The sequence below is a fragment of the Bradyrhizobium sp. genome (assembly GCF_049512235.1).
In the GTDB taxonomy this organism is placed as follows: domain Bacteria; phylum Pseudomonadota; class Alphaproteobacteria; order Rhizobiales; family Xanthobacteraceae; genus Bradyrhizobium.
In genome coordinates this window covers 1-21,286 of record NZ_JBEKXH010000060.1, presented here as the reverse complement: position 1 = coordinate 21,286, position 21,286 = coordinate 1, and the positions used below count along the sequence as shown (strand labels likewise).

At 62.3% G+C, this 21,286-nt stretch carries 20 protein-coding genes and 1 pseudogene; 2 read left to right on the top strand and 19 right to left on the bottom strand.

Going from position 1 to position 21,286, the window contains the following annotated elements; all coding sequences use genetic code 11:
* The 4 genes and pseudogenes from ABSG20_RS08325 to ABSG20_RS08310 all read right to left on the bottom strand — a co-directional run.
* A pseudogene (locus tag ABSG20_RS08325) lies at positions 1 to 269 on the bottom strand (beta-hexosaminidase); the annotation flags it as partial.
* A gap of 47 nt (positions 270 to 316) precedes the next feature.
* Positions 317 to 1,777, bottom strand: coding sequence for an SPOR domain-containing protein (locus tag ABSG20_RS08320; RefSeq protein ID WP_423864017.1), 1,461 nt, complete (start codon positions 1,775 to 1,777; stop codon positions 317 to 319).
* Between the two features lie 105 nt (positions 1,778 to 1,882).
* The gene (gene argS, locus ABSG20_RS08315) at positions 1,883 to 3,637 is read right to left on the bottom strand and encodes an arginine--tRNA ligase (protein ID WP_423864019.1); all 1,755 of its coding nucleotides are present in this window, start codon (positions 3,635 to 3,637) and stop codon (positions 1,883 to 1,885) included.
* 69 nt (positions 3,638 to 3,706) lie between these two features.
* Complete coding sequence (locus ABSG20_RS08310) at positions 3,707 to 4,921, bottom strand: deoxyguanosinetriphosphate triphosphohydrolase (RefSeq protein ID WP_423864016.1); 1,215 nt, start codon at positions 4,919 to 4,921, stop codon at positions 3,707 to 3,709.
* Positions 4,922 to 5,027: 106 nt separating this feature from the next.
* On the opposite strand from ABSG20_RS08310, the gene erpA reads away from it, so the two are divergent.
* Complete coding sequence (erpA, locus tag ABSG20_RS08305) at positions 5,028 to 5,357, top strand: iron-sulfur cluster insertion protein ErpA (protein WP_423864015.1); 330 nt, start codon at positions 5,028 to 5,030, stop codon at positions 5,355 to 5,357.
* Between the two features lie 128 nt (positions 5,358 to 5,485).
* A complete protein-coding gene (gene xth / locus ABSG20_RS08300; RefSeq protein ID WP_423864014.1) occupies positions 5,486 to 6,277 on the top strand; it encodes an exodeoxyribonuclease III in 792 nt (263 codons plus the stop codon).
* Positions 6,278 to 6,290: 13 nt separating this feature from the next.
* Here xth and ABSG20_RS08295 read toward each other — a convergent pair whose 3' ends face one another.
* From ABSG20_RS08295 to ABSG20_RS08225, 15 genes are all read right to left on the bottom strand, one after another.
* A complete protein-coding gene (locus tag ABSG20_RS08295) occupies positions 6,291 to 7,100 on the bottom strand; it encodes a tetratricopeptide repeat protein (protein ID WP_423864018.1) in 810 nt (269 codons plus the stop codon).
* Positions 7,087 to 8,811 (bottom strand): dihydroxy-acid dehydratase, encoded by a 1,725-nt coding sequence (ilvD, locus tag ABSG20_RS08290; RefSeq protein WP_423864013.1) that lies wholly within the window; start codon positions 8,809 to 8,811, stop codon positions 7,087 to 7,089. The genes ABSG20_RS08295 and ilvD overlap by 14 nt, the downstream gene beginning before the upstream one ends.
* Positions 8,812 to 9,066: 255 nt before the next feature.
* The gene (locus ABSG20_RS08285) at positions 9,067 to 10,038 is read right to left on the bottom strand and encodes a tripartite tricarboxylate transporter substrate-binding protein (protein WP_423864012.1); all 972 of its coding nucleotides are present in this window, start codon (positions 10,036 to 10,038) and stop codon (positions 9,067 to 9,069) included.
* 40 nt (positions 10,039 to 10,078) lie between these two features.
* Positions 10,079 to 11,320 (bottom strand): threonine synthase, encoded by a 1,242-nt coding sequence (locus ABSG20_RS08280; protein ID WP_423864011.1) that lies wholly within the window; start codon positions 11,318 to 11,320, stop codon positions 10,079 to 10,081.
* 123 nt (positions 11,321 to 11,443) lie between these two features.
* Entirely contained in the window at positions 11,444 to 11,902 is a 459-nt protein-coding gene (locus ABSG20_RS08275) for a pentapeptide repeat-containing protein (protein WP_423864010.1), read from the bottom strand.
* 192 nt (positions 11,903 to 12,094) lie between these two features.
* Complete coding sequence (lpdA, locus tag ABSG20_RS08270) at positions 12,095 to 13,513, bottom strand: dihydrolipoyl dehydrogenase (protein ID WP_423864009.1); 1,419 nt, start codon at positions 13,511 to 13,513, stop codon at positions 12,095 to 12,097.
* 2 nt (positions 13,514 to 13,515) lie between these two features.
* Positions 13,516 to 14,871 carry a pyruvate dehydrogenase complex dihydrolipoamide acetyltransferase gene (locus ABSG20_RS08265; protein ID WP_423864008.1) on the bottom strand — a complete coding sequence of 452 codons (1,356 nt, stop codon included), beginning with the start codon at positions 14,869 to 14,871 and terminating at the stop codon, positions 13,516 to 13,518.
* Between the two features lie 106 nt (positions 14,872 to 14,977).
* Positions 14,978 to 15,430, bottom strand: a complete 453-nt coding sequence (locus ABSG20_RS08260; protein ID WP_423864007.1) for a nucleoside deaminase — start codon at positions 15,428 to 15,430, stop codon at positions 14,978 to 14,980.
* A gap of 3 nt (positions 15,431 to 15,433) precedes the next feature.
* Positions 15,434 to 15,739 carry a DUF5076 domain-containing protein gene (locus ABSG20_RS08255; RefSeq protein WP_423864006.1) on the bottom strand — a complete coding sequence of 102 codons (306 nt, stop codon included), beginning with the start codon at positions 15,737 to 15,739 and terminating at the stop codon, positions 15,434 to 15,436.
* Between the two features lie 3 nt (positions 15,740 to 15,742).
* Positions 15,743 to 17,149: a pyruvate dehydrogenase complex E1 component subunit beta gene (locus ABSG20_RS08250; RefSeq protein WP_423864005.1), complete on the bottom strand. Its 1,407-nt coding sequence runs from the start codon at positions 17,147 to 17,149 to the stop codon at positions 15,743 to 15,745.
* 87 nt (positions 17,150 to 17,236) lie between these two features.
* On the bottom strand, positions 17,237 to 18,265 hold the full coding sequence (pdhA, locus tag ABSG20_RS08245) for a pyruvate dehydrogenase (acetyl-transferring) E1 component subunit alpha (RefSeq protein ID WP_423864004.1): 1,029 nt from the start codon (positions 18,263 to 18,265) through the stop codon (positions 17,237 to 17,239).
* A gap of 146 nt (positions 18,266 to 18,411) precedes the next feature.
* Positions 18,412 to 18,729, bottom strand: coding sequence for an FtsB family cell division protein (locus ABSG20_RS08240; RefSeq protein ID WP_423864003.1), 318 nt, complete (start codon positions 18,727 to 18,729; stop codon positions 18,412 to 18,414).
* Positions 18,730 to 18,790: 61 nt separating this feature from the next.
* Complete coding sequence (locus ABSG20_RS08235; protein WP_423864002.1) at positions 18,791 to 19,348, bottom strand: NADPH-dependent FMN reductase; 558 nt, start codon at positions 19,346 to 19,348, stop codon at positions 18,791 to 18,793.
* A 206-nt stretch (positions 19,349 to 19,554) separates the two neighbouring features.
* Positions 19,555 to 19,947 carry an MAPEG family protein gene (locus ABSG20_RS08230; RefSeq protein ID WP_423864001.1) on the bottom strand — a complete coding sequence of 131 codons (393 nt, stop codon included), beginning with the start codon at positions 19,945 to 19,947 and terminating at the stop codon, positions 19,555 to 19,557.
* Positions 19,948 to 20,030: 83 nt separating this feature from the next.
* Positions 20,031 to 21,173, bottom strand: coding sequence for a zinc-binding dehydrogenase (locus ABSG20_RS08225; protein ID WP_423864000.1), 1,143 nt, complete (start codon positions 21,171 to 21,173; stop codon positions 20,031 to 20,033).
* Positions 21,174 to 21,286 lie beyond the last annotated feature (113 nt).

The window sequence follows — 21,286 nt, the reverse complement described above, 5'->3', positions numbered from 1 at the left end:
ACGCCAAACAGGGCTCCTGCGGGGTAGACCGGCCAGTGCGGCGGCCCCAATCGCTGCACCCGGCCCCCTTCCTGATCGATCAGTACCGGCGCATCGGGGCGATCAACCGCACCTTGTAACTCTCGAACCAGAGCAGATACTTGGGATGGTGTATCAATATTCCGCTTGAAGAGAATGAAGCCCCACGGCCGTTCCTCACGGACAAACGCACGCTCAGCGGGGCTCAGTTCCGGTCCGGACACGCCTGTGATGAAGGCCCGACTCTGCATGGGGCCGAATAGCCCGCGAGCAGCCTGGCGGTCAAGGAAACTGCTCGCTAATTCCTTTGGACGACGCACTGCCCGCCGGCCGTCTTCAGGCTCGCGCAAAGCTGCGTCGCTTCATCGGGCGTATCGAACGGGCCCACCATGGCCCGGTAGTAGACGCCCTTGTCACCGAGGTCGGCGCGCTTGATGACGGGTGCCCGCGATCCCAACACGGCCGGGAACTTGCCCTGCAAGGCCCGATAAGAGGCTTGGGCGTCGGCTTCGTTCCGTTGCGAGGAAACCTGAACCAGGTATCCACTGCTGGCTCCGGTGCCACCGGGAGCGGTCTGCGGCGGACTGGTGGCGGCAACCCGGGTACGCGGTTCCGCGGCCGGGTCGGATCCCTGCGGCACCAGCGACAGAGGCGCACTGGCGTTGGCGTTGGCAGCGGCCGTCTGACTTCGCGACGCGGTGGCGGCGTTTCGAAGCGCGGCCGCCGGTTTGGCTGGCGGGGGCGCTGCCGATCCGACCGGCACCGCGGCGCCGTCGGGCTGGTCGCCCCGAATCAATTGGGTCTTGACCCTCCGCGGCTCATTGTTCGACAGCGTACCATTGGCACCGCTCGCCGCTGTTGCAGCGGGGCCTGCGCCGCCCGGAGGAGGTGCGCTGGACTGAACTGCACTCGACACAGGCGGCAGGCCGCCATTCTGGTTCACGCCCGGAAGCACCACCCGCGGACCCGACTGGGCATCGACGTCAACAGGAGATTCCTCCCGCGGAACGATCTTTTCGGTGCCATCGCCCACCGACATGCGGTCAGGCACCTTGGCCAACCCGTCGGCGTTCGCCGGCATGATCTTGGTCGGGCCAGCGTCGGCCCTGATGATCGGCGGCTCGCCGCTGCGCGAGGACCCAAAAAAGGTCCGATAGGCGAACGCTCCGCCCGTCCCCACCACCGCCAATGCCAGAACGGCGGCAGCGGTGACTAGGAGGCCGCCGCGACGCCTCGGGAGCTCGTCGGTATCGTCATCATAGCCCTCCTGATAGGCATAGCCGTCGTCCGAATAGGCCTGATCGAGATCGGCATCCTGCGCTTCACCGCCGAGCCGGCCAAACAGCGCGTCGTCGTAACGCGAGGGATCAGGCTCTGGCTCTGGCGCCGGCGGTCCTGTAAATGGCGGCGGCGCCGGGCGAAAATCCTGCTCGGGGGCGGCCTGCGGGAGCGCGTGACGCTGCAGCGGATGCGGGGTAGTCGGCAGATCTTCCGGGGGAACTTCCTGCCGGTTGGCGCGCTGCATCCATGGCAGCGGGCCAGCCGCGGGAGCACCATCGCCACCTGCCGCTGCTTGCTGAAATTCATCGCGCAGAGGCGCGCCGGCGGGACCCGGCTTCGGCTGGTTGGCGCGGCCCATGCCGCCGCGCGGATCGCTGTGCCCGATCAGCCGGGCGAGCTCGGCAAGCGGGTCGTCGCCCCGCGAAGAATCGCCGCGGCCGTCCGCGGGAAAAGGCCTGTCCTGATATCGATCAGCCATCGCGATGGTCATCCCCTTCGGAATCAGCCAACCTGCTGCTACAGGACGAACCGACCCCTGCCGGGTGCCTTTTCAGGTACCCCGTTTGAGCGACAATCGCCCTATTTACCGCATCTCGTCCGGAGCGTGAACACCGAGAACGGCGAGCCCGGAAGCCAGAACCGAGACGACGCCCTGAATCAAAGCCAGACGCGCCTTCGTGATACTCGCATCATTATTGATAATGAAGCGTAAATAGGGCAAATCGTGCCCCCTGTTCCACAAAGCGTGAAATTCGCTGGCAAGATCATAAAGGTAAAAGGCGATACGGTGCGGCTCATGGGCCACCGCCGCCGCTTCGATCGTCCGGGGGTAGAGCGCCAGCCGCCGCAGCAAGTCCAGTTCGGCCGGGTCGGTCAGCTTTTCCAGCCGGGCGTCCGCCAGGAACGTCGCGCGAGCGTCCGCCTGCTCCGGCAGGTCCGGAACCACCTCGCGGGCGTTACGGAATACCGAGTGACCACGGGCGTGGCCGTACTGCACATAGAACACCGCGTTGTCCTTGGACTGTTCGATCACCTTGGCGAGGTCGAAATCCAGCACCGCGTCGTTCTTGCGGAACAGCATCATGAACCGCACCGCGTCCGAACCGACCTCGTCGACCACCTCACGCAGCGTGACGAAATCGCCGGAGCGTTTCGACATCTTCACCGGCTCGCCTTGGCGCAGCAATCGTACCAGCTGCACGATTTTCACATCCAGCGCGGCCCGGCCTGACGTCACCGCCTTCACCGCGGCCTGCATGCGTTTGACGTAGCCGCCGTGATCGGCGCCGAAGACGTCGATCAGGTTGGTGAAGCCGCGATCGAACTTGTTTTTATGGTTGGCGATATCGGAGGCAAAATAAGTATAGGAACCGTCGGACTTGATCAGCGGCCGGTCGACATCGTCACCAAAGGCGGTGGCGCGGAACAAGGTCTGCTCGCGATCCTCATAGTCCTCGACCGCTTTACCCTTCGGCGGCTGCAGCCGGCCTTCATAGACGTCGCCCTTGGCGCGCAGATAGTCGATGGTTTCGCTGACGCGGTTGTTGCCGCCCTCGATCAGCGACCGCTCGGAAAAAAACACATCGTGTTTGATGCCGAGCGCAGCCAGATCCTGCTTGATCTGGTCCATCATCATTTCGATGGCCTTGTCGCGAACGATCGGCAACCATCGGGATTCCCTGAGCTGTTTGAGGCCGGCGCCATATTCGGCGACCAGCGCCTGCCCCACCGGCTTCAGATAGTCGCCGGGATAAAGCCCTTCCGGCATGGCGCCGATATCCTCGCCGAGCGCCTCGCGATATCGCAAGAATGCCGAGCGCGCCAGCACGTCGACCTGGGCGCCGGCATCGTTGATGTAGTATTCGCGGGTGACATCGTAGCCCGCGAATCGAAGCAAACTGCACAGCGCATCGCCGAACACCGCGCCGCGACAATGACCGACATGCATCGGGCCGGTGGGGTTGGCGGAAACGTATTCGACATCGACCTTCGCTGCCGCGCCGATTTGGCTGCGACCGAAATCTGTTCCAGCGTGCAAGAGCTTGCGGAGCTGATCGGTCCAAGCGGACGCTCTCAGCGTCAAATTCACAAAACCGGGTCCGGCGACCTCCGCCTTCTCGATTTGGTCGTCCTTAAGCAGTTGCTCCGCTAACTTCCCGGCCAGTTCTCGCGGATTGACATTTGCCTGCTTAGCCAGGACCATTGCCGAATTAGTAGCCATATCGCCATGGGTTGCGTCTTTGGTCGGTTCGACGACGACGCGCGAAAAGTCGATGTTGCCGGGCAAAACCCCAAGCTGAATGAGAGCGCTGTTCGCTGCGGCAACGCTGCGCCCCATTGTTAGGTAGATATGGTCTGATTTTGTTGGCATTTTTGGCTTTGAAGGTCTTTGCGCGGCTGGCGCGGCCTAACGCAAATCCGGGGTCGAGTCAAAAAGCCGCTGATGTTCGGTTAGCGCGAACCGGTCGGTCATTCCGGCGATGAAGTTGCCGATTCGCCGCGCCCGCGTGGTTTCGCTCTCGGCCTGCCCGCGGTCGGGCGGCAACCATTCAGCGGGCAGATCGACTGGCGCTTTCTGGTAGTGCGCGAACAGGTCGCGCACGATCTGTTCGGCCTCGCCCATGACCCGCATCACCCGCGTATGCCGGTACATCCTCAGCTTCAGGAAGGCCTTGATGTCGGTCTCGGCTTGCGCCACGTCCGCCGGAAACCCGATCAGTGCCGCGCCGTGGTTGCGGACACCGTCGACGGATGTTGGCCGGGCGGCCTGCAGACGAAGGCGGGCTTCCAAAACCACCGCTCCGATCAGATACGAGATCAGCTCACGCACGAGTTCAGCGCCGCGCCTGTCGTCATCGAGATCCGGATAGCGTTTGGCGATTGTTTCGATCATCCGGGCGGTCAGCGGCATGATCTTGAGATCGTCAACCCTGAACAGACCGGCCCGCAGGCCGTCGTCGATGTCGTGGGCGTCATAGGCAATGTCGTCGGCGATCGCTGCGACCTGGGCTTCCAGCGAGGCAAAGCTCGATAGTTCCAGACCATAGCGGAGGTCGAACTCCGTTATCCCGGCCGGTATGCCGCGGTCGCGATACGCACCGGCCGCGCCGCCGCCCGGTTCGATCAGCGGGCCGTTGTGCTTGACGATGCCCTCCAGCGCTTCCCAGGTCAGATTGAGCCCGTCGAATTCGGGGTAGCGATGCTCCAGCGATGTCACCACCCGCAGGGTCTGGGCGTTGTGGTCGAACCCGCCATGGGCTTTGAGACAGGCATCGAGCGCCCGCTCGCCGGCGTGGCCGAACGGCGGATGGCCGAGATCATGCGCCAGCGCCAGCGTTTCCGTGAGATCCTCGTCCAGACCGAGTTGCCGGGACAGCGCGCGGGCGATCTGCGCCACTTCCAGCGAATGGGTGAGCCGGGTGCGGTAATGATCGCCTTCGTGAAACACGAAGACCTGGGTTTTGTGCTTCAGGCGGCGGAAGGCACTGGAATGAATCACCCGGTCGCAATCTCGCCGGAACGGGCTACGGGTCTTGCTCGGTAGCTCGCTGAACAGCCGTCCGCGGCTGCGCTCGGGGTCGCAGGCATAGACCGAACGGGGAGCCGCCATTCCGACCGACACGGAATTATAATCCCTTGAAGGTTTGATTCTCCGGCCCGGTGCACTTAACTATGCCCGGTGCCGGATACCAAATGATTTGGCCAACATCTGCAACCGGAGACCCCTTATGACCACAGCCGTGACCATCAGCGAGCGGGCGGTCCGCCGCATCGGGGAAATCCTTGGCAAAGAAGGCGACGGCGCGATGTTGCGCATCAGCGTCGAGGGTGGCGGCTGCTCGGGCTTTCAATACAAGTTCGACATCGAGCGCGCGCAGGCCGAAGACGACCTCGTGATCGCGCGCGACAATGCGGTGGTGCTGGTCGATCCCGCCTCGGTACCTTATCTCGCGGGCTCCGAGGTCGATTTCGTCGACGACCTGATCGGCGCTTCGTTCCGCGTGGTCAATCCGAACGCCACCGCATCCTGTGGCTGCGGCACCAGTTTTTCCATCTGACCGGCCGAAGCGGAATGTGGCGCCCTCACCCGGCCTTGAGCTGACCTCGATCTTGCCGCCCATATTCGGGCTAATCTCCAATTCATGCGCCGCAACAGCCCGCGCTGAGCTCAGGAACATCGATCTCAATGCGCATCGCCACCTGGAACGTCAATTCGATCCGGCAGCGGGTCGAGCATCTCGTGAGCTGGCTTGGGGATTGCGCGCCCGATATTGTCTGCCTGCAGGAAATCAAATGCGTCGATGAGGCGTTCCCCCGCGAGGCGATCGAGGCGCTCGGTTACAACGTCGTCACCCACGGCCAGAAGACCTTCAATGGCGTCGCGCTGTTGTCGAAGCTGCCATTCGACGAAACCCGGCCGCGGCTGGCCGGCGACGACGAGGACGTCCATGCCCGCTTTCTCGAAGCCGCGGTCACCTTGAAGCGCGGCGTGCTCAGAATTGCCTGCCTTTATTTGCCCAATGGCAATCCCCCGGAAACCGACAAATACCAATATAAACTCAAATGGATGTCGCGGCTTCTTGAGTATTCGAAGCAACGTTTGAAGGCGGAAGAGCCGCTCGTGCTTGCAGGCGACTTCAACGTCATCCCGGCAGCCCCCGACGTCCACAATCCCGCAGCCTGGGTCAACGATGCGCTGTTCCGGCCGAAAACCCGCGAAAGCTTTCAGGCGCTGCTAGGGCTCGGCCTCACCGACGCGCTGCGCGCCGTCAGCGATGCGCCAGGCCAGTACACCTTCTGGGATTATCAGGCCGGCGCCTGGCAGAAAAACCAGGGATTGCGCATCGATCATCTGCTGCTGTCGCCACAAGCCAGCGACCGGCTGATCGATGTCGGCATCGACAGCTATGTGCGCGGCTGGGAAAAGCCTTCCGATCATGTCCCGGTGTGGGCGGACCTCGATCTGGAGACGGCGTAATGATTTCGGCGCCTCAGTCCCTGCGGCCTTGCACCCAGTGCTCGAGCATCTGCAAGGCCATGGCGCGGTCATCGTCGGAGGCCTTGGCGATCGCCTTGTTGTAGCTTTCCTTGATCCAGCTCTCGTCCGGCGTGGCGCTGTCGCGCGCCAGCGTCAGCCACATCAGCCCGCGGGCGGCTTGGCGCGGCAGCTGGTCGCCGTTGAACAGCATCTGACCAAGCAGGGCCTGCGCCTGATGCTGCCCCTTCTGGGCGGCAAGGCCGAGCCAGCGCGCGCCATAGCGGAAATCATCCGGCGAGTTGCCGGCGCCCTTGAGATAGAGCCGGGCCAGATCATATTGCGCATCGGCATTGCCGAAATACGAGGCGGCGTAGGAGAACATCTCCCTCGCCCGCTCCGGATCGGACTTGATCTTGGAGTTGGGAATGCCATTCAGATAATAACGCCCCAGCGCCACAAAGGCGTTGGCGACGATCGCCGACTGCGGCGCCGCCGGGCTGTCTTCCGCATGGGCATTGGCAATACGGCTGAAATACTCGAAAGCGCGAAGATCGTCCTGGGCGACGCCATCGCCATTGGCGTACATTCGCCCCAATTTCCATTGCGCTATGGGATGACCGTCCTCGGCGGCATATTGCAGGGCCGTCAGCGAGCTGTCCGTCGGCGACGGCGAAATGGCCTTCTTCAGCGCGACCGATGCCCCGGGCTGGCCCGAGATCACCGGGATAGCCGCGTCCGATGTGGCCGGCGCGCCATCGAAGGCGAATGCCGGCGCCGCCGCCGCTAAGACCAGCGCCAAAAAGATACGCTCAGATATCCGCATAACACTGTTTCTCATGTGCCCCGCCGGGGTGGGTTACTGCGCCATCCACCGCAGGACCAACCTGCTGGGCATATTTCCACAGCGCACCCGATGTATGATTGGTCGCGCGCGGTTTCCATTTGGACTTGCGTTCGGCCAGCTCGGCGTCGCTCAACTTTACGTTAAGTGTGCCGCCAACCGCGTCTATTTCGATGATGTCGCCATCGCGCAACAGCGCGATCGGGCCGCCGACGGCCGCTTCGGGTCCGACATGGCCGATGCAGAAGCCCCGGGTCGCGCCGGAAAACCGGCCGTCAGTGATCAGCGCGATCTTGCCGCCCATGCCCTGCCCGGTGAGCGCCGCCGTGGTGGAGAGCATTTCGCGCATGCCGGGGCCACCGCGGGGCCCCTCATAGCGGATCACGATGACCTCACCCTCTCGGTAGGTCTTTTTCTGGACCGCCTCAAAGGCGTCCTCTTCGCGATCGAAGCAGCGGGCCGGACCGGTAAATTTCAAGTTCGACATGCCCGCAACCTTAACGATCGCGCCCTCGGGCGCGAGATTGCCCTTCAGCCCGACCACGCCGCCTGTGACGGTGATCGGGTTGTCGGCGGACCGCACCACATCCTGGTGCGGATTCCATTTCACGCCTTTGAGGTTTTCGGCGATCGTCCGGCCGGTGACTGTCAGGCAGTCGCCATGCAAATGGCCATTATCGAGCAGCGTTTTCATCAGAAGCGGTATGCCGCCAACCTCGAACATGTCTTTGGCAACATAACGGCCGCCCGGTTTCAAATCTGCGACATAGGGTGTCTTTTTGAAGATTTCCGCGACGTCAAACAGATCGAATTTGATGCCGCATTCGTGTGCAATCGCAGGTAGATGCAAGGCGGCATTGGTGGATCCGCCGGATGCAGCTACCACCGCCGCGGCGTTCTCCAGCGCCCTTCGGGTGACGATGTCGCGCGGACGGATATTGGCCGCGATCAGCTCCATCACTTTCTCGCCGGCGGTCATGCATAACGCGTCGCGGATTTCGTAAGGCGCCGGCGCTCCCGCGGAATAGGGCAGCGCGAGGCCAATTGCCTCGGATACCGTCGCCATCGTGTTGGCGGTGAACTGTGCACCGCACGCGCCGGCTGACGGGCAAGCCACCCGCTCGATTTCGTCGAGATCGGCATCGGACATCTCGCCCACCGAGTGCCTGCCGACCGCCTCGAACATGTCCTGCACTGTGACCTGTTGGCCTCGGAAATTGCCGGGAAGGATCGAACCGCCATAGATGAAGATCGAGGGCACGTTGAGCCGGACCATCGCCATCATCATCCCCGGCAGCGATTTGTCGCAGCCGGCGAGACCGACCAGCGCGTCGTAGGCATGGCCCCGCATCGTCAATTCTACGGAATCGGCGATGCACTCGCGCGAAGGTAGCGAAGAGCGCATGCCGTCATGGCCCATTGCGATGCCGTCGGTCACGGTAATGGTGCAGAATTCCCGCGGGGTTCCACCGGCGGAGGCGACCCCCTTCTTGACCGCCTGGGCCTGACGCATCAGGGCGATGTTGCAGGGCGCGGCCTCGTTCCAGCACGACGCCACGCCGACAAAGGGCTGATGGATCTGGCCGGTAGTGAGCCCCATGGCGTAAAGATACGAGCGATGGGGCGCCCTTTCAGGGCCCTCCGTCACGTGGCGGCTCGGCAGTCTTTTCTTAAGGTCGGTCTTGGCGTCCATTATTGGGGTCCATCGGGAATGCTGCTTCCCTAGCCAACTCTTGTTGGACCCGGAAAATTGATGGATTTTCCTTCGCCGCCAGCGCCGTGGCTTTCAGCCTAACGTTGAAGCAATCTCGGGGAGGCGTGTGGCCAAAAAGCGGCGCGCACGACCACCGGGCGGATTGACGGTTAATCTTTGGCTGAGTGTTGCGGTCGCGCAACAATCGTGGCGCGGCAGCACCATTGGTTAACCATAGCGCGAACATCCGGCAGTCTATTCAACCTGGACGTGGGCCGCCCTGATCATCGGCCACCATTTTGCGATCTCGGCCTGTTGCCAGGCGCCCAGCGCTTCCGGCGACAGCCGATCCGCAGGTGTCATCTGCAACCCCAGGTTTTCCAGTTTCATGCGGACAGCCGGATCATTCAAGGTATCCACGGCGGCGCCGTTGAGCCTGGTGACGACGTCCTTCGGCGTACCGCTGGGCACCCACAGGCCGGACCACAGCGTCATGTGAAACCCTGATAGGCCCGCCTCGTCGGTGGTTGGAATGTCCGATGCCGAAGCGACACGCTTCTCGTCGGTCACGGCATAGGCCCGGATGGTGCCGGCGCGTACCTGAGCGATGGAATTGGAGGTCTGGTCGATCATGACATCGATCTGGCCGGCGACCAGATCATTCATCGCCGGCGCCGTGCCGCGGTAGGGTACGAATTGCAGCGGGACCCCGGTGATGTTCTCGAAATAGAGCCCGGCGATATGACTTCCCGAACCGGCGCCGGCGGTGCCAGCGGTGGCCGGGGCCGGGCGCGCCTTGAGCCATGCGATCAATTCCTTCAGCGTTTTTGCCGGGACTGCGTTCTTGCTGACGATGATCATTGGATTGCTGGGCAACAGCACCACCGGCTCCAGATCGGTCACGAGGTCGTAGCCGAGCCGGTAGATCGCGCCATTGGCGACGTGGGTGCCGAGATGGCCGATGCCGACGGTGTAGCCATCGGGCGGCGCGCGCACCACCCGCCCGACGCCGAGCGAGCCGGCGGCACCGGTCACATTCTCGATCAGGATGGTTTGACCAAGCTTGTTCTGCATCCGCTCGGCAAGAATCCGCGCCATCGCATCCGTTGGCCCGCCGGCGGCAAATGGCACGATGATGGTGATGGGATGGGACGGGTAATTATCGGCCCGCGCGCCGCCGCAGGACAGCAAAAGCCCCAGCAACGCAACCAGAACGGCAGTTCGCATCGCACCCTCCCGACCAAGCCAGTGTCGTTGAAACGACGGATTAGAGCTTCGCGTAGTCGATCGGCGCGTGGCGATCGAGCGTGCGGGTGACCGGCGGCAGCGGGTATTTTAGTCCGCTGGCGCAATTGAACAGCATCACGCGATCCTGTCTTGTCACCTGGCCGTCGACGAGACTCTGCTTGTAGGCGGCATAGGTTGCCGCGCCTTCGGGACAGAGTAAAAAACCTTCTTCACGCGCCACTTCGTTCAGCGCGGCGGAGATTTTCTCGTCCGTCACTGCGATGGCAAACCCTTTGCTCTCCCGCACCGCGCGCAAAATCAGAAAATCCCCGACCGCCTGCGGCACCCGAATGCCGGCGGCGATGGTATGGGCGTCCTCCCAGCGCGGCGCGTGCTCGGTGCCGTTCTCGAACGCGCGCACCATCGGCGCGCAGCCCGCCGCCTGCACGGCCACCATCCGCGGCCGCTTGGAGCCGATGAAGCCGATTGTCTCGAGTTCGGCGAACGCCTTCCACATGCCGATCAGGCCGGTGCCGCCCCCGGTCGGATAGAAGATGACATCCGGCACGTCCCAGCCGAGCTGTTCGGCCAGCTCCAGCCCCATCGTCTTCTTGCCCTCGATCCGATAGGGCTCCTTCAGCGTCGAGGTATCGAACCAGCCGGCTTTTGTCTTTCCCTCGCCGACGATCTTGCCGCAATCGTCGATCAATCCATTCACGCGATAGACCGTCCCGCCCTGCAGCTCGATCTCGCTGACATTGACCTCGGGCGTATCGGCGGGGCAGAAGATCGTGCTCTTGATGCCGCAACGGGTGGCGTAGGCCGAAAGCGCCGCACCGGCATTGCCGTTGGTCGGCATCGCCATATGGCTGATGCCGAGCGCCTTGCCCATCGACACCGCCATGACCAGCCCGCGCGCCTTGAACGAGCCGGTGGGCAGGCGGCCCTCGTCCTTGACGATGATTTCGCCGCCGCCGATCTTGGCCGACAGTTTCGGCAGCCGGATCAACGGTGTCATGACTTCGCCAAGACTGACGATATCGGCGACTTTGCGCACCGGCAGCATTTCGCGGTAGCGCCAGAGATCGGCCGGCCGCTGCGCCAACGCCTCTTTTGTCAAAGCCTGCTTCACGCCGGCAAGGTCGTAGCGCACCAGCAGCGGTTTGCCGGCCTTCGACAGGTTATGGATCTGGTCGGCGGGATAACGGTCGCCTGCCATCGCGCATTCGAGATGGGTCACGAACGTAGGGCGTTCGATCGTCAGATTGTCATTGTCTTTCACGGCAGGCGTACTTTCTTTAGATATTCAGCACCCGGCCATAGGCATCCAGCACCCGCTTGCTTCATCATTTCCGAAAGTGCCGGATGCTCCGCCGTTCCTGAACCAGAATATTGATGAAATTAGTCAGCCTTGGTCGCGAAGGAAATCTTCCAAGGAAAATTCCCCAGGGAGCTTCGTCGTTTCGTCGAGGACGGCCGTCCTCAACTGGGACGGCGTCAGATTTCTGGCATCCGTCAAGTCCGCACCCTTTAGAACAGTTCCGGTCAGATTTGTGTCTTTGAAATTTGCGCCACGTAAGTTTGCGTTCGAAAAGTCAGCATTACTCAGATTCGCGCCTTCCAAATTGGCAAGACTAAGGTCGGTGCGGCGCAGATAGGCGCCTTGCACGTCGAACTTCCGCTGCGCGCGTCCGCTTGCAAATCCTTCACGATATGCGTTTCTGCTCTCAGTATCCGATTGATCACCGCTGAAAAGGTGATCCAAAAAACCGCTATGAGGCGGGGCATGTCTATCACCGCCTTCCTCGGCGTCTATAGATCCTCGCCTGTACCAGTATTCCCTGGCGCGTTGCTTCTTGGTCATAGCCGCATCAACCGGTCTCGAAGAACGTTCATGATCTCTTATGTTGCAACGACGCCATCGCCAGTCGGTTGGATACCGTCACGCGTTTCCATGCCAGGTAGATTCCCACCGCGCCCGCAGCCACGAGGCCAAAATTTCTGACGACCTCCGAGATCTCGATCCAATTCATTGTAACGCAGCGTTTCCATGGTACTAGATATTCAGCACCCGCCCATAGGCGTCCAGCACCGCTTCCTTCATCATCTCCGACAACGTCGGGTGCGGGAAGATGGTGTGCATCAGCTCTTCTTCCGTGGTTTCCAGGTTCATGGCCACCACGTAGCCCTGGATCAGTTCGGTGACCTCGGCGCCGATCATGTGCGCGCCGAGCAACTGGCCGGTCTTCTTGTCGAAGACCACTTTTATCAATCCCTGGTCCTCACCCAAAGCAATCGCTTTGCCGTTGCCGACAAACGGAAAACGGCCGACGCGAATTTCACGGCCGCCTTCTTTGGCCTTCGCTTCGGTGAGACCGACCGAGGCTACTTGCGGGTTGCAATAGGTGCAGCCCGGAATCAGGTTCTTGTCCATGGCGTGGGGATGCAGGCCCTTGATGGCCTCGATGCAGACCACGCCTTCATGCTCGGCCTTGTGCGCCAGCATCGGCGGCCCGGCGACGTCGCCGATGGCATAGATGCCGGGAATATTGGTCTTGCCGTAGCCATCGATCACGACGCAGCCGCGCTCGGTCTTGACGCCGAGCTTTTCAAGCCCGAGATTCTCGATATTGCCGACCACGCCGACCGCCGAAATCACCCGCTCGAACTCGACTGTTTGCGGCGTCTTGCCGTCGTCGATGGTGGCGACCACGCTGTCGCCCTTCTTCTCGAGTTTTGTCACTTTGGTATTGGTGAGGATCTTGATGCCTTGTTTCTCGAACCGCTTGCGCGCGAGCCCAGCGATCTCGGCATCCTCGACGGGAAGAATCTGCGGCAGCACCTCGACCACGGTGACGTCAGAGCCCATGGTGTGGAAGAACGAGGCGAACTCGATGCCGATGGCGCCGGAGCCGACCACCAACAGCGACTTCGGCATTTTTTCCGGCACCATGGCCTCGAAGTAAGTCCAGACCAGCTTCTGGTCGGGCTCCAGCCCCGGAAGCACCCGCGGCCGCGCGCCGGTGGCAAGAATGATGTGCTTGGCCTGGTAGGCGCCCTCGCCCAGCGCGCCCTTCGGTCCCTCGACGTCCGATTTCGTCACCGTGATCTTGCCGGGCGCGTCGATCGCTGCCTTGCCCCAGATCACCGCGACCTTGTTCTTCTTCATCAGGAAGCCGACGCCGTCGTTGAGCCGCTTGGAGACGCCGCGCGAGCGCTGCACCACGGCTTTCGGATCATAGGCGACATTGTCGGCCGAGAGGCCATAGTCTTTGGCGTGCTGCATGTAATGAAAAATCTCGGCCGAGCGCAGCAGCGCCTTGGTCGGGATGCAGCCCCAGTTCAGGCAGATGCCGCCGAGATAGGACTTTTCAATGATCGCGGTCTTGAAGCCGAGCTGAGCCGCGCGGATCGCGGTGACATAGCCGCCAGGACCGGAGCCGATGATGATGACGTCGAAGGAGGTGTCGGCCATCATCACACCATCATCATGACCGGATTTTCGATCAGCATCTTGAACGCGCCGATCAGCTCGGCGCCGAGCGCGCCGTCGACGGCGCGGTGGTCGCAGGACAAGGTCACGCTCATGATGGGCGCGATCTCGATCTTGCCACCCCGCACCACGGCGCGCTCTTCGCTGGTGCCGACGGCCAAAATCGTCGCATGCGGCGGGTTGATCACGGCGGTAAAATCCTTGATGCCGTACATGCCGAGATTGGACACCGCGGTGGTGCCGCCCTGATATTCCTCGGGCTTGAGTTTTCGCGCCCGCGCGCGCGCGGCAAAATCCTTCATCTCGGCCGAGATCGTCGATAGCGATTTGGTCTCGGCCTTGCGGATGATCGGCGTGATCAGGCCGCCGGGCATCGCTACCGCGACGCCGATATCGGAATGCTTGTGCTTGAGCATGCCGGCCTCGGTCCAGCTGACATTGGTGTTGGGAATCCGCTGCAGCGCGATCGCCATCGCCTTGATGACGAAATCATTGACCGAGAGCTTGTAGGCCGGCTTCTTGTCCTTGTCCTTCGGCGCCGCAGCGTTGATCTCCTCACGCGCCGCCAGGAGCTTGCCGATGTCGCAGTCCATCGTCAGATAGAAATGCGGAACCGTCTGCACCGACGCCGTCAGCCTCTGGGCAATCGTGCGGCGCATGCCGTCATGCGGCACGATCTCATAGCTGCCCGGTTCGAACAGCGCCAGAACCTGCTTGTCCGACATCGACGGGGCAAGCGCGGGCGCGCCGGCGGCGGGCGCTGCCGCCGGAGCTTTCAATCCCTTGCCGGATTTTGCCTCTTCGACATCCCTGGCGATGACGCGGCCATGCGGGCCGGAGCCGTTGATGCGCCCAAGCTCGATGCCGGCTTCCTTGGCGAGCCGTCGGGCCAGCGGCGAGGAGAAGATGCGGGCGTGACCGTTGCTTTGCGGCGCGGGCGCCGCGGCCTGGGGTGCGGCAGTCGCGGCAGCCGGTGCAGCCTTTGGCTGCGCAGGAGCCGGTGCAGGCACAGGCTTCGCAGCGGCGGGCGCCTCGGCAGCCGGAGCAGGTTTCGGCGGCGCGCTTTTAGCCCCCGCCCCGGCCGACTTCACATCCTCGCCGTCGCCGGCCAGCACCGCAATCACCTCGTTGACGGCGACATCCTGGGTGCCCTCCGGCACCAGGATCTTCGCCAGAGTACCCTCATCGACCGCCTCGACCTCCATGGTCGCCTTGTCGGTCTCGATCTCCGCGATCACGTCGCCGGACTTGACCTTGTCGCCTTCTTTCTTGAGCCACTTCGCCAGGTTGCCCTTCTCCATCGTCGGCGACAGCGCGGGCATCAGAATGTTGATCGGCATACTGACCTCACAGGATATTCTTGCGCGTTGTCTTCCAACCCTCTCGGAAGCCAACCGAAAACCGTTTGGGTGTCACCGGCACCCGATGAGATAACGAACGTCCGGTTCAATTGCCGATATCGCCCTGCCAGAGGCGCTCATTGGCGGCAACCGATCGCCACGACTGCATCATCTCGATCGACCGCTGGTCCGCCAGATCGATAAAGGGGATGCCGAATTGAGTGAGGATGTCCTTGCTGCCGGGAAAGGTGACGGACTCGCCGATCACCAGCAGCGACAATTTGAAAAGTCCGATCGCGCCCGCGCACATCGAACAGGGCGACAGCGTGGTGTACATGACGGTGTCATGAAACGGGATCACCCCGGCACTGCGCAAGCATGACATTTCGCCGTGAAGAATGACGTTCTGCTCCTGCACCCGGCAGTTATGACCGCGCGCGATGATTTTCCTGTCGCGGGTCAGCACCGCGCCGATCGGCAGGCCGCCCTGGGAGATGCTTAACTCCGCTTCGCGGATGGCTTCGGCCATGAAATCGAAATGATAGGATTCAATGGTCACAAGTCAGTGTCCTCGTTGCGACCGCGGCGCGGTGCTGCCGATGTCGGTTGGCCGCGCGATCTCGGCTTCGAACATGTCGATGATGCGCCTGAGCGCTTCGTCCTCGGTGTAGTCGCTCTCGCGCGCATAGGCGCGCGAGGCATGGCGCGCGAGGTCGACCAGCAGCAGGCCCCAGATGTCCGGCTCCTCGAAAGCGCGCGTGAACGCGATGGAAAGTCCGCCATCGACCACGAACGCGCGCAAGACCTCGGTGGCGTCATCACGACCCATGACGTCTGGAGGCAGCGGCTGCTCCTTCGGACCTGCCATGCGTCACCGATAGGAAACGGCTTTGGCGGCTGCCACCACCTCGGCCACAGAGGGCAAAGCGAGTTTTTCGAGGTTCGCAGCATAGGGCATCGGCACGTCCTTGCCCGATACCCGCGTTACCGGCGCGTCCAGATAATCGAACGCGTGCTCCATGATGCGGGCGGCGACCTCGGCGCCGACGCCGCTCTGCTGCCAGCCCTCTTCCACCGTCACCGCGCGGCCGGTCTTCTTGACGGAAGCAATGATGGTGTCGGTATCCATCGGGCGCAGCGTGCGCAGATCGATCACCTCGGCCTCGATGCCTTCCTTGGCCAGTTCGTCCGATGCCTTCAAGGCATAGGACATGCCGTTCGACCAGGAGATCAGGGTGACGTGGCCGCCGCTGCGCACCACGCGCGCCTTGCCGATCGGGATCACGTAATCCTCGAGTTTGGGGACTTCGCCGGAATGGCCGTACAACATTTCATTCTCGAGGAAGATCACCGGATTGGGATCGCGGATCGCGGCTTTCAGCAGGCCCTTGTAGTCGGCGGCCGAAAACGGCGCGATTACCTTCAGGCCTGGAATTTGCGAGTACCAGGCCGAATAATCCTGGCTGTGCTGAGCGGCGACGCGGGCGGCGGCGCCGTTGGGTCCGCGGAACACGATCGAACAGCCCATCTGTCCGCCCGACATATAGAGGGTCTTGGCCGCGGAATTGATGATCTGGTCGATCGCCTGCATGGCGAAGTTGAAGGTCATGAACTCGACGATCGGTTTCAGGCCGGCCATCGCGGCGCCGACGCCGATGCCGGCAAAACCATGCTCGGTGATCGGGGTATCGATGACGCGCCTGGCGCCAAATTCCTGCAGCAACCCTTGCGTGACCTTGTAGGCGCCCTGATATTCCGCGACCTCCTCGCCGATCACGAAGACATCGGCGTCGCGCCGCATTTCCTCCGCCATGGCATCGCGCAGCGCCTCGCGGATCGTCATCGTCACCATCTCGGTGCCCTCGGGCACCTCAGGATCGGCGGCGGCCTTTGGCGCCGCCGGCACGGCCTCGCCCTTCGAGACCGCTGCCGGCGCGCGCTCCTCGGGCTGAAGAACTTTCCCCGCAGCAGGCGTCTCGGGGGATGGGACAGCCTTCGCCGGCGCGGAAACCTTGTCGAGATCGGAAGCGCTCTCGCCATCGGCCAGGATCGTCGCGATCGGGGTGTTGACGGCGACGTCGGCGGTGCCCTCGGGAATCAGGATCTTGCCGAGCGTGCCCTCATCGGTGGCTTCGACTTCCATCGTCGCCTTGTCGGTTTCGATTTCGGCGATCACATCACCCGACTTGATCGCCTCGCCTTCCTTTTTCAGCCATTTCGAAAGGTTGCCCTTCTCCATGGTCGGCGACAACGCGGGCATCAGCACTTGAATGGGCATGGTAACTCCGAAAAATTCAGTCTTCAGGCTGCGCGCATCCGGTCCCAAGACCAGAACCGGCCTTACGCAAAACGCGCGCGCAGCGATTTAGCGATAGACATCGGTATAGAGTTCTGACGCATCGGGTTCGCCGTCGTGCTGCGCGAAGTCGGCGGCGGCGTTGACGATCTCGCGCACCTCGGCATCGATAGCCTTCAATTCCTGTTCGCCCATCTTGGCCGAAAGCAGCCGATTGCGAACCTGCTCGATCGGGTCCTGATCGTGCCTGACCTTGTCGACCTCCTCGCGGGTGCGGTATTTCGCCGGGTCCGACATCGAATGGCCGCGGTAGCGGTAGGTCTGCATTTCCAGGATGAAGGGGCCGCTGCCGGCGCGGCACCATGCGACCGCCTTGTCGCCCGCGGCCTTGACGGCGCGGACATCCATGCCGTCGACCTGCTCGCCCGGAATGTTGAAGGAGATGCCGCGCTTGGAGAAATCGGTCTGTGCGGAGGACCGCGTCACCGAGGTGCCCATGGCGTAGCGATTGTTCTCGATGATGTAGATCACCGGCAGCTTCCACAGCTCCGCCATGTTGAAGCTTTCGTAGACTTGGCCCTGATTCGACGCACCGTCGCCGAAATAGGCCAGACTGACAAAATCGTTACCGCGATAGCGATTGGCGAAAGCAAGGCCGGTGCCGAGCGACACCTGGGCGCCCACAATACCGTGGCCGCCGAAGAAATTCTTCGCCTTGCTGAACATGTGCATGGAGCCGCCCTTGCCCTTGGAATAGCCGCCATGGCGTCCGGTGAGTTCAGCCATCACGCCCTTGGCGTCCATGCCGCAGGCCAGCATGTGACCGTGGTCACGGTAGCCGGTGATGACCTGGTCGCCCATTTTCAAGGCCATCTGCATGCCGACCACGATGGCTTCCTGGCCGATATAGAGATGGCAGAAGCCGCCGATCGCGCCCATGCCGTAGAGTTGGCCGGCCTTTTCCTCGAACCGCCGGATCAGCAGCATGTCGCGCAGCGCGCTCAGTTCCTGCTCCCGGGTGAATTCCAGGGCGGTGGGGGAGCCGCTGCCATTTCCCTGCCCTGCTTCTTTGGTGACATTTTTCTTGGATACGGCCATGGCAATTCCGGATGAGAGAACCAACAGCCCTCTCTAGCCCAACTCAAACCGCCGTGGAAGGATTGCGTGAGGCGACGGGCTATCCCGCAGTGCAATGCGGCGCGACATTTTCGAAACCGAATTCTCTGGTATTTGAAATTTGACGATCAGTTTGGACCGGCGGTCCGAAACAGATCATGAGGATTGACATAGTTGAGCTGGTAGCGCGCGCGCTCGTCGAGCAGGTCGGGATCGACCCGGTCGGATCGAAGCAGCGACACGCGTTGCTCGCCCTCGGCCCGTTCCCGCTTCAGCCGCGCCAACTCCGAGGTCAGCGCTGTTATCTCCTGGTCGAGTTCCTGCCGCGCGTTCAAGCCATATTTGCCGGTATAGGCGTTGACGCCGAAATAGCCGACCATCGCCGCCGCCAATGTATAGAGGGCAAGCCCCGTCAGGAGGGATTTGAGTCGTGAGCGAGTAACCATGGGCTTTAGGATGCGACAGCCCGGTTAACGGAATCCTAAGGCCGGCGCCGGCTGCTTTCGCCTATTTATTGTGCTTTTCGACGAAGGCCGCAAAGGCATCGATATATTGCTTGAGCACCTGCTGCAGCGCCTCCTTGATCAGTTCGCCCTTCTCGTCGAAGGCGTCGCCGACGCCGGCGAGGTAGATTTCCGGCTGCTGCATGATCGGGCCGCTGATGCCCGGCAGGATGTTCTGCAGGTGCTTGGCGGCGTTGACGCCGCCAAGCGGCCCAGGCGAATTGGCGATGATGCCGGTCGGCTTGCCATTGAAGGAACTTTTGCCATAGGGCCTGGAGCCGACATCGATGGCGTTTTTCAGCACGCCTGGGATCGACCGGTTATATTCGGGGGTCACGAACAAAACGCCGCTGGATTTGTGCAGCCGGTCGCGGAAGGCCAGCCAGTCGGCCGGGGGTGCCGCTTCAAGATCCTGATTGAAAAAGGAAATGTCATGCAGCGTCATGACGTCGAGCTGCAACTCTTCGGGCGCGAGCTCCGCCAGCGCGTGGGCGATCTTGAGCGAAAAGCTCTCCTTGCGGAGACTGCCGACGATGGTGACAATGGTATGGGCAGCGACCATGGGATGTCCTTCTCAGTGTGATGCGCCGGATCGGCTTCGCGCACAACCTAGCCACACTGGCGAAAGATGCAAGTGCATGGATTGCCGGAATTTTGGCCGGCTAGTTTTCTGACTCCATCAGTTGTTTCCGTCATTCCGGGCTCGTCCACGGGTCGTCCGGTTGTCCCCGCGCTATCGCACCGGACCAAAAACCGGCGGCGGCAACCTTACTTGATCAGTTCCCAGAAGGTTCCAACAACCGCCACATAGCCGAGCGTGAAGATCAGGGTCCTCACATAGGGAATGCCCAGCAGGTAGACGACGGCATGGGCCAGCCGCAGCCAGAAGTAGGACATGGCCCAGAACGCGGTCACCGCATTGGCCTTGCCGGCCAGATGAACCGCGATCACCAGCGCGGCAAAAGGCGCGAACGTCTCGACCGCATTGATATAGGCTCGGTCAGCGCGTTTACCCCATAGCGGCAGCGGCCGCGGCGCCGGATCGAGATAGTTCCTGGCCGTCAGGGGCCCGTTGGTCGTCACCTGCGCGACCACGTAGGGAAGCCAAAGTGAGGCCGTGAGGAACGCCGTGAGAGCGAGATATTTGAGATCCGTCGACATTGAATTTCCCCCGATTTTTGGCGTCGAAAACCTCTTCAGCAATCGACCCGCGCTGGTTGCCCCCGATCGCGGACGACCCGACCTTACGCCGCCTTGTTGGGATTGATCAGGTATTTTTCGCCGGTGGCGCGCTTGTTGTAGACGGCGATATGCGCAAGCTGCAGCGCCTCCTGCAGCGACACCACCTGGGTGTAATGACTGGCAAAGGTCGTCTTCAGCTCGGCGATGACCCGCGCGCGCAGCCTTTCGCCATCGGCGGCGCCGATCTTTTGCAGGAACGGGAACAAGAGCCAGCCGCCCACGCCCCACATCATGCCGAACGACCTGACGAGTTCGATCGGCCGCGGATCGAGCCCGCCATAAACATAAACCTGCTTATGAACGTTCGATCCGTAGCGGCTGTAAACCTTTGCGGATTTATTGATGGCGGCCTCCATGGAGGTTAGAATCTGCCCGGCCAGCGGGCCGCCGCCGATGGCGTCGAAGGCCAGCGTCGCGCCGGTCTCGGTCAGCGCATTGGTCAGGTCGTCCATGAAGGTCGGCGTGGTGGAATCGACGATATATCTGGCGCCGATCTTGCGCAGGATCTCGGCCTGCTCGGCACTGCGCACGATATTGACGAGGCCGACGCCGTCCTTGAGGCAGATCCTGTTGAGCATCTGGCCGAGATTGGAGGCGGCCGCGGTGTGCACGAGGGCCTTGTGGCCTTCGCGCCGCATGGTTTCGACCATGCCGAGCGAGGTCAGCGGATTGACGAAGCAGGAGGCGCCTTCGGCAGGAGTGATGCCCTCCGGCAGCGGCATACATTCGCTCACCTTCAGGCAGCGGTATTGCGAATACATGGCCCCTCCGATCATGGCCACCGTCTTGTCCATCAGCGCGCTGGCCGCCTCCGACGATCCAGTCTTGATCACCACCCCGGCACCCTCGTTGCCGACCGGCATGGATTCATCAAGCCGGCCCGCCATCGCCTTCATCGACGCCTGCGGTACCGTAGCCGTAACAACCGGCATATCCCTGGTTCCGGAGGCCCTGGCCGTGGTCATATCCGCGGCGCCAACCAGCAACCCCAGATCCGACGGATTGATCGGCGCCGCCTCGACGCGGACCACGACTTCATTTTCAGCCGGCTCGGGGATCGGAACATTCGTAAGCGAGAGCTCGAGCTCGCCGCTGCTCTTGATCAACGAGCGAAGTTGCAGCCCGCTCTTGACGTCGATACTCATCGTGCTCTCCCGCTGTATTTTATCTTATGATGCCATGAAGCAATGGTATTCTAGCGCAGCGCCTTCAGCGCTGATTTCCCTGCATATTTCGCCTGGCTTCCCAGCTCCTGCTC